Consider the following 13596-nt stretch of genomic DNA (forward strand, 5'->3'; position numbering starts at 1 on the left):
AGTTTTTTACATTTATTGAACATTATGTCAAATATTGTATATTGCGTTCATTTATGATTTATTATAGACTATTGCTTAGATTAAATAAAGGATGGCATTGAGATGAAGATGATTAAGAGTGAGTTTGCCGCGATTAAAAGTAATCGTGTGTTAATGATTTCTTTGATGGCGATTTCGTTTATTCCATTTATGTACTGTATCTTCTTCCTACGTTCAGTGTGGGATCCATACGGTAGTACTGGTAACTTGCCGATTGCGGTTGTTAATGAAGACCGTGCCGCTAAGTTCAATGGAAAAGAAATTGCAGCTGGTCAACAATTAGTTGATCAACTTAAAGGAAATAAAGACTTAAAGTGGGTCTTTGTTTCTAAACAACAAGCAGCAGAAGGGATGAAGGACAAGAAGTACTATTCAACAATTATTGTGCCCGAAAACTTCTCTAAAAATGCCACAACGTTACTAGATAAAAATCCTAAGAAGATGAATTTGACGTATGAAACAAATGATTCATTGAACTATATTGGGAGTGTTATCTCAGAACAAGGGGCCAAAGCAGTTAACGATAAGATCAAGAGTGCTATCACCCAAGCGTATGCTAAGGCGATGTTTGCTCAAGTTGAAAAAGCGGGTGCTGGTTTCCAAAAAGCCGCCGATGGTTCGGTTAAGTTAAATAACGGGGCTAACCAATTGAACAGCGGTCTTAAAACGTATACTGGCGGGGTTAGCCAAATCGGTTCTGGTGTTAGCCAATTACAACAAGGTGTCGGTCCGCTTGCTAGTGGAGTTAACCAACTTGCTGGTGGTGCCGGTCAACTTGCAAACGGTTTAGGCCAATTGCAAAGTAAAGTTGGTCCACTCCAAGCTGGTGTCGGTCAATTAGCGAATGGTTCTGGCCAATTAGTTAATGGTTTAGGCCAATTACAACAAAACGTTGGCCCATTATCAGCTGGCGTTGGCCAATTAACGAATGGTTCAGGTCAACTCGTTAACGGATTAGGCCAATTACAACAAAACGTTGGTCCATTATCAGCTGGCGTTGGTCAATTAAATAATGGGGCTACCAAATTAGCAGGTGGTATCAGCCAACTTAATAATCCTAAAACGGGGTTACCAGCTGCTTATGCAGGTAGTGCCACGTTACAACAAGGGCTTAATAAGCTCCAAGCTGCTATTAAAGCACAACAAGGATCATCAAAGGATCCCAATGCCCCAACCTTAACGGATGGGATTGCGGGTCTCCAAGCTGGGGTTAAGAAACTCCAAGCTGGAATTGCTGGTGCGAACTTGAGCGATAAACAAAAAGCGGCGATTGCAGATTTACAAGAACAAATTAAGGCAGTTAGTGGCTTAGCAACCGTGATTAGCAGTGCGGCTAAACAAGTTGGTATTTCTGATGCCCAAACAGGTGCTTTACTAAAAGCATTGGAACCCCAATTTGCTACTATGAATGAAGCGGTTCAAAATGATATGGCGCTTGTTGAGCCTGTTTTAAACGGATTGCCTACTCAGTTAGATAACTTAAGTGGTGGTATTGATCAATTGAGTAAAGGTATTGACGGGGTCGGTGCTGGCCAAACTAGTTTATTTGATCAAGTTAACAAAGGGTTAACTGGATTAAATGGTGGAGCGGCGCAATTAAATGCGGGCCTTGCTAAAGCAACTAATGGCCTTACACAATTGGCACCAGGGAGTCAAAAATTAGTGGCCGGAACCAACGAACTCAACGGTAAGATTCCAGCCTTAGCCGGTGGTGTAAATCAACTTGCTGGTGGTGCTAACCAATTGAATAGTGGTCTTGGTCAATTAAACGGTAAGATTCCAGCCTTAGCCGGTGGTGTAAACCAACTGGCTGGTGGTGCTAACCAATTAAATAGTGGTCTTGGTCAATTAAATGGTAAAGTGCCAGCTTTGGCCGGTGGTGTAAACCAACTTGCCGGTGGTGCTAACCAATTGAATAGTGGCCTTGGTCAATTAAATGGTAAGGTACCAACATTAGCCAATGGGGTTAACCAATTAGCTAACGGGGCCAACCAATTGAACGCTAACTCAGGTAAATTACTTGATGGAGCTGGTCAATTATCAGATGGTTCAGGTAAGTTAACGCTTGCCTTACAAGATGGTGCTAAGCAAATTAACAACGTCACATTCACTGATAAGACAGCTAAAATGTTTGCCACACCAACCGCCTTGCACCACACGCACTATAGTTACGTGCCAAACTACGGTCATGCCTTGGCACCATACGTGCTTTCATTAGCATTGTACGTTGGGGCATTGGTATTTAACTTTATCTACCCAATTCGTCGACGTTACGAACTTGGTGGCACAACGACTGGTTGGTTTGCAAGTAAGATTAGTATTGGTGCGATTGTTGCCATTGCGATGGGTGTTATTGAAGTTGGTTTGATGTATCTTGGTGGAATTCACCCAGATCACCCATTTGAAGCCTTCTTCATGGCATGTCTCTTCGCATTAACAGCAATGTACTTAGTAATGTTTTTGGCGATGACCTTTGACAATCCAGGTCGTTTCTTGGCCATGGTCCTATTGATGATCCAACTTGGTGGTTCCGGTGGGACCTTCCCATTACAAGTTCAAAGTGGTTTCTACAATTTTGTTAGTCCATTATTACCAATGACGTACTCAATTCTTGGGTTACGTGAAGCCTTAACAGGTGGTCTTGGAAGCGTTCAAATTATGCAATCAGCTGGGGTGCTTATCCTCATCATGGTTGTAAGTTTAGGACTTCTCTGGCTTGGTATGAATCACTTACAAAAGAAAAATTTAGCCGGTAACTGGGCTGAACAAGAAATTAAAAAAGATCAAGATGCTGCAAAAGCATAGCATTTAAAAAATACCCTTAAAGTTGGCAACGACTTTAGGGGTATTTTTATTGGTAACGGAGTGCTAACTCTGATAACCTAGTAGTAATAGAACTATGAGGGGATAAAGACATGTTCAATAAATTACGTGATTCCAAAATATTATTCTGGTCATTAGAACTACTTGTTGTCGTAGTAATTATTTTTATTTGTACACAAATTTCATTTATTTTTAAACCGATTGGGATTTTTATCGATACGATTTTTTTACCATTAATTTTATCGGGCTTTGTTTTTTATATTTTAAATCCGATTGTTAAATTAGTTGAAAAGATTCAGGTTAAAAAGCATAAACTACCACATACGTTAGCAGTTGCTTTGGTAATGTTAGCAGTGTTACTGTTGATTGTTGGGATTTTAATGTTAGTGATTCCACAATTAATCACGCAAGTTTCTAAACTACTAACGAATATCCCATCGTTCACGAGCACGCTACAAGAGCAAGTGAACCATATACTGCATACTAAATGGATTAAACGGCTTGATCTAAATGTCAGCACTGGTTCATTAGAAAAGCAAATTAGTAAATACGCGAAAGGCTTTTTATTGGGAACGGCTAACGGTATTGGGACTGTGGTTGGCATGCTAACTAGTATTACGATTACGGCCATTACCGTGCCTGTTATGGTTTTTTACATGCTTAATGATGGGGATAAGTTCTTACCAAGTATTAAAAAGTTCTTTGAACCTAGCAAGGCCGATGCGATTGAACGTTTATTAAAGAAAATGTCAAAAACGATTGCGCAATATATTAACGGCCAAGTGATTGAATGCTTGTTTATTGCCGTATTTACAAGTATTGGCTATTTAATTATTGGCCAACCATATGCCTTGTTACTCGGGATTGTGGCAGGGATTACCAACGTTATTCCATATGTTGGTCCATACTTAGGAATTTTTCCATCATTATTGGTGGCCATTACTATTGGTCCATGGCAAATGTTGTGGGTGGTTGTAATTGTTATTATTGTCCAACAAGTTGATGGTAACTTCGTCTACCCTAATATTATTGGGAAAACTTTGAAAATTCACCCATTAACCATCATTATTATTTTGCTCGCAGCGGGTAATATTGCTGGAATTCCGGGGATGATTTTAGCAATTCCATTCTATGCAATTGTGCGAACAGTTGTCGAATTTGGGTGGAACTTATATCAAGTTCAAAATAATCATGCAGTTATTAACGATGATATTGAAGTCGAAGTATTGCAACCCCATAACCAAGATTAAATGATAAGAAAAAGGACGTTACCGAAGATAAAACTTCGATAACGTCCTTTTTTGGGTGCACTCTATCAAAACGTGCTCCAAGCCACAATCTCCTAAGCATATACGCAATAACTCAACGACTCAAAGCCCGAGTCATCGGTTATCGCTAGTATGCTACGGTGATTCTCATGGCTTGTCGCACTCTATCAAACGTGCTCGCACAACCAAATATCTCCGTCTAACCTTAAATCACTTACATGCAAAACCCGCATATTGCGTGATTTTTGTTAGTACTCGATATTTACCGATTGTGCTCGCACTCTATTAAACGTGCTCGCCTTAGCACCTTCCTGTGCCTAACTTCCAAATGATTAAAATACATAGCCCGTATTTCACCATTTGTTGTTAGTGCTCAGAAGCTCCCGCTAAGGCTCGCACTCTATAAAACAAATTTTTCAATCGCTTGCGCAACCCCATCCTCAGAATTAGGAGCGGTGATTTCATTGGCAGCGGCTTTGATATCATCAATGGCATTCCCCATCGCAACTCCAAGTCCAGCCCACTTAATCATGGTCATATCGTTACCTTGGTCACCTAAAGACATTACTTCGTCTTGTTTGATACCAAGTTTTTTACTTAAGGCGGCTAATGCATTCCCCTTAGAAGCGTCTTTGTTCATAAATTCTAAGAAGAACGGAGTTGAACGAACAATGTAGAACCGATCGTGGAATTCAGCCGGTACAGCATTTTCAATTCGATCAATAACTTCTTTTTCGTCAATCATCATTGCTTTTGAATAGTCTTTTTCAGCCATATCAGCAACAGGAACGTACTTGATTTGCATAAGGACTAAGAATGACTCTGCAATTGAGTATTTAGGAATTAATTGGTGAGCAGTGTAAATTAATTCTTCATCTTCAACGTGGAATTTAACATCCAAATCATGACTTAAAGCTTCGATATCACGGTAGTCAGCATAGCTAATCGTTTCCTTCGTCAAAACCTTACCACTAACGGTTTGGGCAAGGGCCCCGTTAAAAGTGATGACATATTGATCATCACCCGCTAACCCAAGGGCTTTGAGGTAAGGGGTTACACCAGTCAATGGGCGTCCGGTTGTTAGAACAACTTTAACTCCTTTGGCAGTGGCTGCTTGAATGGCGTCAATTGTTCGTTGGGTTAACTCATTGTTCTCATTCAAAAGGGTCCCGTCAATATCAATTGCAACTAATTTAATGCTCATTAAAAATCTCCTAGATTAAATTTTTGGTGCTTTAAGGTAATTATTATTTAAGTATTGTTGAAAGTCAACGTATATCCCACTAAATAAATCATCCGCAGGGTTTGATAACATTTCTTTTGGGAAAAAGAAGCGGCGATCACCAGCTTGTTTATCGGCCAAGGCTTGAATTAAATGACTTAAGGTTGATAATTCAACGGTCGTACCATCAGGATTAATTAATTCAATCTGCGTGAATGGCTTTTTACTATTCGGTTGATAAATTGCATAAGCCATGTCAAAACTATCATTTTCCGCCGTATAGTAATTCGTATTGAAGCCGGCTGTTTGAATTAAGTCTTTGACAACGGGAATATATTTATTGGATTCTGTTGTCAAAAGCACGGATTTCAATGGTTTACGATTCAAAAAGCGACTCGCTAAATCACTTAAAATTGGATCATCAACCGTTTGCCAAGCATTGAAATACGTCATTAAAGCGCCGTCATCAAGCATTAAGTAGTCATCTAGGGTACTTTGCCCACTGAAAAAAGGTAATAATGTGGCGGGAATAAATGAGCTATCAACGGCTTTATCAGTTAAGGACTTTGTATATAAATCCTTGGCCCGCCGTAGCAAGCTCGTTAAAATAACTTCCATTGCGCGGCTAACGGGGTGGAAATACACTTGTTGATACATTTGGTAACGACTAACTACGTAATCTTCAATCGCGTGCATTCCTGCAATTGAAAAGGCAATGCCGTCTTTGTAAGGCTTAATTAAGCGCATGATGCGAGAAAGATCAAAGGAACCATAACTAGCACCGGTGAAATACGCATCGCGGAGTAAGTAATCCATACGATCGGCATCGATTTGACTAGAAATAATTTGGACGACTTGGGGGTTGGGGTACGTTTTATTAATAACGGCTGCAACTTGACGAGGGAAGTCAGGTGAGACCTTCTTTAAAACATCGTTAATTTCCGTTCCTGGCGATGTAATGATTAATTGGGTATAACGCTCATGGTCGGTCTTAAAAATGTGCTCAAACGTGTGTGAGTAGGGTCCATGGCCTAGGTCGTGTAAGAGGGCGGCGATTAAAGTAATCATTTGCTCACTCGCATCCCATAAACCATCGCCAAGTTCTTGACTGGGATACGTTTGTTCCAGGTGATTGGTAATTTGGCGAGTAATTTCATAAACACCTAGTGAGTGCGTAAACCGTGAATGTTCTGCACCAGGGAAAACTAAGCTTGCGATGCCCAGTTGTTTAATGCGCCGTAACCGTTGAAATTCACTGGTATTAATCAAATCCAAAATAATTTGATGGTGGACATAGACATACGTGTGAATCGGATCACGTAAAACGGTTTCTTTACGTAGCTTTTGAGTTAAATATTGCTCCATTAGGTAGCCTTTCTAGTTGTTAAGGGCGCCAATCGCAGCTGATTGACGGCGTTGGAGACGATCGATATGGTGTTGCAAAGTCGCATTACTAATTAAAGTACGATCAAAAGGGGTCATCGGAAACCAATTGTGCGTTAAATTTTTAATCACAGTTACCCGTGAATAATTAGTATTTAAGGCCGCTAAAGTAGTCATTGAAGTTACCTGGACATCCGGATAGGGTGCGGTAATGACCGGGCTTTGTAGCCCAATCAGATACATTTGCCGAATGATTTCACAGCGATATGCTTGGTCACCAGCGATACTTAAATAAAACGATACCGCAATTTTATTTTGATAACGGTGTTGGGCCAAACCAGCAATTTTTTGCCCATTAACGCTAATATCATACGTTCCCGGACAATATGAAGTGGGCACCTCACCAGTTGTTAGCGTTAAATCTGGCAAAGTTTTTTGTAGTAAGGTGACCACAAGTTGGTAAGCAGCGTCAATTGAGAGCGGTTGTTCCGGTTGTTGGAAAATCAAGCTGGCATTTAAGATGTCAGCATCCCCAATTACGGCTAAACCACCGGCATTCCGGTTATACATGGTATAATCATTGGCAGCTAACCAAGCTATGGCGGCGGGAAAGTCAGGGAGCTGTTTATCACGCGGGCCTAACGCAACTTGTTTGGGCGTGGTCCAGATATGTAAAATCGCATTATCAGCATCAACATGCGAATACAGACTCTGATTATAAACACTACTCATAAATGGCACTTCATTGGTAAAGTCATTGTGTAAATATGTAATGGCTGAAAATGGCACTGACATTTGGCACCTCCACCGAACTTAAGCTTATTAGCTAAATATTAGTTTCTATAAGTACATTATAACTAATGTTTCGTATATAATAAAATAGACAGTAATGAAAGGGGTATAAAAATGGCCGAAAAGAGTGCCGGTATTCCGGTTAACGTAGAAATTAAGACACATATTGAACAAGAAGGAAAAGCTGAATCATTTTCATTCAATGAAGTGGGACAGTTTTTCAAAATGGGAGATAAGATTTATATTCGTTATCAAGAAACTAATCCGCTTGGTAAAATTCCCGTAACGGTTAAATTAGCTGGGGATGGGACCGCCCAATTACGGCGCCATGCCAGTTCTGATTTGCGGTTAGTATTTAATCCTAACGAGTTGGTAACCACTAAATATGTTACGCCGGCTGGATTAATGGATATCACGACCCGCACTAAAATGGTAAACTTTAGTTATCAAGATGCCCCTCTCTTAGGAGCGGCACAAATTGATTATGAATTGATTACTGGCGAAGAAGTTGTCGGACAATACAAGATTCGATTGCAATTTGTTCAATAAAAAGGTAAAATAGCAAGGATATTAAGACACTGAAAGGACGTGCTAATTTTGGAACTTACAAAATTTGATGGCCAAAATAAAGAAGAACTCTCATTGATCGAGGTTGCTCACGCAGTCTTAGCTGATCACGGCGAAAAGTTAGCCTTTGCTGACTTGGTAAATGAGGTTCAACAATTTTTAGGCAAGAGTGATGAAGAGATTCGTGAACGGTTGTCACAGTTTTATACTGATTTGAATGTCGATGGTAGTTTTATTTCCCTTGGAGATAATATGTGGGGACTTCGTTCATGGTATGCGATTGACTCAATTGATGAAGCCGTCCACTTAGATGATGAAGATGATGCGCCAGCACGTAAGAAGAAGCGTAAGAAGGTTAACGCCTTCCTTGATGATTCAGCTGACGATGATGACGTTATCGACTACAACGATGATGATCCAGAAGATGATGATTTTGGTGATATCGATGACGACGACGTTGACGATGACGAAGATGATGATGAAGAATTAAAGGCTGCTAACGACTTTGACGACGTCGATGACGAAGATGAAGACATGTTAGAAGACGGTATTGAAGGTCAATTATCTGAGTTAAGTGATGAAGAAGACGAAGAGTTTTCTGACGAAGAAAAATAATCACGTAAAAGCAGGTTAGGTGCTTGACTATCAGCGATGACTTGTGTAGTATATTTTAGGGCTCCTTACTAATGTAAGGGCTGTTCAGATAGTTATTAACTAGCTCCCAATTCAACTTGAGTTGGGAGCTTTTTTATTTTTAAATATTGTTTTCATGGGAACCAGAGGAGGATTTTTATTTTATGGCAACTAAGTACATTTTTGTTACCGGTGGTGTGGTGTCATCACTTGGAAAGGGAATTGTCGCAGCATCACTTGGACGACTTTTGAAAAACCGCGGATTTAAAATTGCGGTCCAAAAGTTTGATCCATACATTAATGTTGACCCTGGTACTATGAGCCCATACCAACACGGTGAAACTTTTGTTACCGATGATGGTTTGGAAACTGACCTTGACTTAGGTCACTACGAACGTTTTATTGATATTAACTTAAACAAATACTCAAACGTAACGACTGGACGGATTTACTCAGAAGTTTTGGCTAAAGAACGTCGTGGGGATTACCAAGGAGCTACGGTTCAAGTTATTCCACATATCACTGGTGCATTGAAAGAAAAAATGATGCGTGCCGCTCAAACAACGGATGCTGACATTGTGATTACTGAAGTTGGTGGTACGGTTGGTGATATTGAATCAATGCCATTCATGGAAGCATTGCGTCAAATGAAGTCTGAAGTTGGTTCAGAAAACGTCTTTTACATTCACACTTCATTGGTGCCTTACTTGAAGGCGGCCGGTGAAATGAAGACTAAGCCAACCCAACAATCAGTCCAACAATTACGTTCACTCGGAATTCAACCAGACATGCTTGTTTTACGGACTGAACAACCAATTTCAGACGGCATGCGTGAAAAGTTAGCCTTATTCACTGACGTTAAGCCAGAAGCTGTTATCGAATCAATGGACGTGGATTCATTGTACGAAATTCCATTGAACTTACAACGTCAAAAGATGGATGATGTGGTATTAGCTAAATTAGGTCTTGATGCACCAGAAGCTGACATGACTGAATGGCAAGCGCTTGTTGACCACGTTAAGAACTTGCACAAGACGGTTAATATTACCCTTGTTGGTAAGTATGCTGACTTGCAAGATGCGTACATCTCAGTTAACGAAGCTTTAAAGCACAGTGGTTACGCTGTTGATGCTGATGTTAACATCAAGCACATCAATGCCGAAACAGTTACTGCCGATAACTACGAAGAATTACTTGCTGATGCTGATGGGATTGTTGTGCCTGGTGGCTTTGGTCCGCGTGGGATCGAAGGTAAAATCTTGGCAATCAAGTACGCTCGTGAAAACAACGTCGCCTTCTTGGGAATTTGTTTAGGAATGCAACTTGCCTCAGTTGAATTTGCGCGTAACGTGCTTGGTCACACAAACGCTAACTCAACTGAACTTGATCCAGAAACAGATGCGCCAATCATTAGCTTGATGGCCGACCAAGAAGATGTTGAAAATCTTGGTGGAACTTTACGTTTAGGTCTTTACCCAGCCGTATTGAAAGCTGGTACTAAGACAGCTGCGGCTTACGGTAATGTTGAACAAATTCAAGAACGTCACCGTCACCGTTGGGAATTCAACAACGCCTACCGTCAAGAATTTGAAGACGCCGGCATGGTATTTTCAGGGGTGTCACCTGATAACCGTTTGATGGAAGTAATTGAGCTTCCTGATAAAGATTACTTCGTGGCAGCACAATACCACCCAGAATTATTATCACGTCCACAACACCCAGCACCATTGTTTGCGGCCTTTGTAGCGACTGCTTTACAACAACACGAAGCAAAATAGTTCAGTAAATAAATATACAGAAAAGCTGTTAGGAAATTTCATTTTCTAACAGCTTTTTTCTTTATTATTGAATTAAAATGACTAAACTTTTTTAATCATAAAAAAGTAATCATTTAGTTAAGTAATTTGATTTTGATGAAAAATATCTTAAACTAAAGGTTGTTCTATCAGTTAATTTCGTAAAAACTTAAAAACTATGGCATTATCATGAGAATGTTTACTTGCTAGTTGTTATTTTATGAAAATATATGTAAAATTTAGTAATATATGTAGCCACGCATATACGATGGATGGTGTGTATAAAATCAATCAACACACAATAATTAGCTTTTAAAGGTGTACAAATAAAATGACTAAAAAAATGATTATTAATGGTGGTCACCGGCTAGTAGGGGACGTCACAATCGGTGGCGCCAAAAACTCTACAGTGGCCTTGATTCCCGCAGCGATTTTAGCAGATACACCGGTACAATTTGACAGTGTGCCGGACATTGCCGATGTTTACAATTTACAAATTATTTTAGATTCAATGAATGTTGATTCTAAATTTGAACACAGTGTTTTAGATATTAACCCAACCGAAATTCAAGAAGCGGCCTTACCAAGTACGGCCATCAAGAGTTTACGGGCGTCATATTACTTTATGGGGGCCTTGCTTGGTCGTTTTGGTCGGGCAACAGTAACTTTCCCTGGTGGAGATAACATTGGTCCACGGCCAATTGATCAACACATTAAAGGGTTTAAAGCTTTGGGGGCTGAAGTTGAAGAAAAAGATGATACGATCTTTATCACAACAGGTCCTGAAGGTTTACATGGGGCCCGCATTTTCCTTGATTTAGTTTCAGTTGGAGCCACAATCAATATTATTTTGGCGGCAGTTAAAGCACCTGGTCAAACAATTATTGAAAATGCTGCGCGAGAACCAGAAATTATTGATATCGCAACTTTCTTGAATAACATGGGTGCCAAAATTCGCGGTGCTGGAACGGACGTAATTCGGATTGAAGGGGTCCCTTATTTGGCATCGCGTGCAACGCACACAATTATTCCTGACCGGATTGAAGCAGGAACGTACTTATCACTTGCAGCGGCTGTTGGTGATGGGATTACGGTTCACAATATCATTCCGGAACACTTAGAATCATTTACTTCAAAAATGATTGAAATGGGGGTTGACCTTAAAATTGATGAAGATCAAATTTACGTCCCTAAAACAGATACGTTTACACCAATAAGCGTTAAGACATCACCATATCCTGGTTTTGCCACGGATTTACAACAACCATTAACGGCGGCGTTGTTACTTGCCGGTGGTGAAAGTAAAATTATTGATACCATCTATCCAAAACGGGTTAAACACATCGTTGAATTACGTCGTTTAGGGGCTGATATTGCTTCTGAAGTTGAAGGTGTAATTACCGTCAATGAAAGCCGTAATTTAGTTGGTGGTTCTGTTAAAGCTGCTGAAATTCGCGCCGGAGCAGCCTTAATGATTGCCGGTTTATTAGCCGATGGTCAAACTGTTATTCATGGTGCTGACCACATTTTACGTGGTTACGATCGCGTTGTTTGGAAATTAACCCAATTAACGGCTGACGTTGAAATTATTGACGACGAAGATTAATAATTTTGACACCTGTAAATGGTTGTCGAAAATAGCGGAATATGGTAATATGTTAGAGTTAATGTTATAACATCGAGACTGACTCTGGTTCAGCGCATGAATCAGGGCATTAAGGAGAGCAAATTTATGAAACAAGGAATTCACCCAGAATACCACGAAGTTGTGTTTGTTGATTCAGTTACTGGCTTCATGTTTAAGTCAGGTTCAACTAAGACTACTGATCAAACTGTTGAGTTTGAAGGTGCTACTTACCCAATGATCCGTGTTGAAATCACTTCAGATTCACACCCATTCTACACTGGTAAGCAAAAGTTCACTCAAGCCGACGGTGCAGTCGACAAGTTCAACAAGAAATACGGTCTCAAGTAAGACCCAAAAGGCATGCGATTTATCGCGTGCCTTTTTTCTTTGCCGAAATTAACATAAAAAACCGACCACAATTGGCAATATAATTGTGGCCGGTATTTATTATTAAACTAATATGCAACTATTCAGCGTGCTTTGTGGCCATGACTTCTTGATATTTAGCAAATTTGGTGGCTTTGGTAGTAGTACTATCGGTCTTAGTTTTAGCAGCTTTTTCAAATTTAGTGAACGGTGTTTTTTCAACCGTGGCTTCTTTATCAAATTTTGGAGCTTTTTTTACTTTGAAATTATCTAATTTTTGATAATTTGCTTGATATTTTTGATTTGGCTTACGTAAATCACCAAGAATTTTTTTTATGGTTGTGACTGATAAACCATGGTGTTGCGCTTCTTGCGCCAAAATGAATTTATCACGCGTACCGTTTAAGTAGGCTGTGTAATCAGTTCGTATCATTTCAGCGAGTTCGGGTGAGTATTTCAAAGCACGGGTACGAACTTTGGGGGTGGCGGTGATTAAGAGGTCATCGTTAATTACTTGATTATTAGTAACAGTAACCATTTTATTGACCGCCGTTAAAAGTTGCTCAGCAGTTAAGTTGGTGTCGTTGAGGTTAAGGGTTAAAATCATTTTTTTCATTTTATATTCTTCCTTTCGATATTTGCTTCGGTGTTTTATATTTTAGCTTTGCTAGCAAGTTCATTATAATATATCGATATAATAAACACAAATATAAAATATCGATATTTTAAAAGACGATAAAATGGCGAAAAATAAAAATCCAGTCAGAAATTTATGCTGACTGGATTTTTATTTGATGTAGCTTGCATATATATATGGATTTGAAAAAATAATAATTAAAAAGTTATACACATGTGTATAACTTTTTAATTACATTGTTCAGAGAATAGTTCCGCCTAACTTCAAAACGCTAACATGCAAAGCCCGCATATTTCGGCTAAAACGTGCGAGCACAACCAAATATCTCCGTCTGCACTGAACCCCAAAAGTTGGACCGAATTTTATATTGTTTGTTGGGTGGCAAGTAGCCGGTATTTTACCGGACTCTTGCCACCCAATTTTGTTTTACTTCTACGATTATT

11 protein-coding genes are annotated in these 13596 nt (G+C 39.7%); 7 read left to right on the top strand and 4 right to left on the bottom strand.

Features of this window, described 5'->3' with window-relative positions; translation table 11 throughout:
- The first annotated feature begins 102 nt into the window (after positions 1-102).
- Positions 103-2844, top strand: a complete 2742-nt coding sequence (locus tag LQZ76_RS07735) for a YhgE/Pip domain-containing protein (RefSeq protein ID WP_230099151.1) — start codon at positions 103-105, stop codon at positions 2842-2844.
- Positions 2845-2954: 110 nt separating this feature from the next.
- Entirely contained in the window at positions 2955-4112 is a 1158-nt protein-coding gene (locus LQZ76_RS07740) for an AI-2E family transporter (RefSeq protein WP_230099152.1), read from the top strand.
- A gap of 418 nt (positions 4113-4530) precedes the next feature.
- Here the strand turns inward: LQZ76_RS07740 and yidA are convergent, their stop codons facing one another.
- From yidA to LQZ76_RS07755, 3 genes are read right to left on the bottom strand one after another with little or no spacing between them, the layout of a single operon-like run.
- Positions 4531-5334, bottom strand: a complete 804-nt coding sequence (yidA, locus tag LQZ76_RS07745) for a sugar-phosphatase (RefSeq protein WP_230099153.1) — start codon at positions 5332-5334, stop codon at positions 4531-4533.
- 15 nt (positions 5335-5349) lie between these two features.
- On the bottom strand, positions 5350-6717 hold the full coding sequence (locus LQZ76_RS07750) for an HD domain-containing protein (RefSeq protein ID WP_230099154.1): 1368 nt from the start codon (positions 6715-6717) through the stop codon (positions 5350-5352).
- A gap of 12 nt (positions 6718-6729) precedes the next feature.
- A complete protein-coding gene (locus tag LQZ76_RS07755) occupies positions 6730-7530 on the bottom strand; it encodes a lipoate--protein ligase family protein (protein WP_230099155.1) in 801 nt (266 codons plus the stop codon).
- A 111-nt stretch (positions 7531-7641) separates the two neighbouring features.
- On the opposite strand from LQZ76_RS07755, the gene LQZ76_RS07760 reads away from it, so the two are divergent.
- From LQZ76_RS07760 to LQZ76_RS07780, 5 genes are all read left to right on the top strand, one after another.
- A complete protein-coding gene (locus tag LQZ76_RS07760) occupies positions 7642-8076 on the top strand; it encodes a YwiB family protein (RefSeq protein WP_230099156.1) in 435 nt (144 codons plus the stop codon).
- A gap of 48 nt (positions 8077-8124) precedes the next feature.
- Positions 8125-8709 (top strand): DNA-directed RNA polymerase subunit delta, encoded by a 585-nt coding sequence (gene rpoE, locus LQZ76_RS07765; protein WP_230099157.1) that lies wholly within the window; start codon positions 8125-8127, stop codon positions 8707-8709.
- A 182-nt stretch (positions 8710-8891) separates the two neighbouring features.
- The gene (pyrG, locus tag LQZ76_RS07770) at positions 8892-10505 is read left to right on the top strand and encodes a CTP synthase (RefSeq protein WP_230099158.1); all 1614 of its coding nucleotides are present in this window, start codon (positions 8892-8894) and stop codon (positions 10503-10505) included.
- 349 nt (positions 10506-10854) lie between these two features.
- Positions 10855-12129: a UDP-N-acetylglucosamine 1-carboxyvinyltransferase gene (gene murA, locus LQZ76_RS07775; protein ID WP_230099159.1), complete on the top strand. Its 1275-nt coding sequence runs from the start codon at positions 10855-10857 to the stop codon at positions 12127-12129.
- A gap of 126 nt (positions 12130-12255) precedes the next feature.
- Positions 12256-12498 (top strand): type B 50S ribosomal protein L31, encoded by a 243-nt coding sequence (locus LQZ76_RS07780; RefSeq protein ID WP_168721711.1) that lies wholly within the window; start codon positions 12256-12258, stop codon positions 12496-12498.
- Positions 12499-12616: 118 nt separating this feature from the next.
- Here the strand turns inward: LQZ76_RS07780 and LQZ76_RS07785 are convergent, their stop codons facing one another.
- Positions 12617-13132 carry a hypothetical protein gene (locus tag LQZ76_RS07785; protein ID WP_230099160.1) on the bottom strand — a complete coding sequence of 172 codons (516 nt, stop codon included), beginning with the start codon at positions 13130-13132 and terminating at the stop codon, positions 12617-12619.
- Positions 13133-13596 lie beyond the last annotated feature (464 nt).

The organism is Periweissella ghanensis (assembly GCF_918814755.1).
Taxonomy (GTDB): Bacteria; Bacillota; Bacilli; order Lactobacillales; family Lactobacillaceae; genus Periweissella; species Periweissella ghanensis.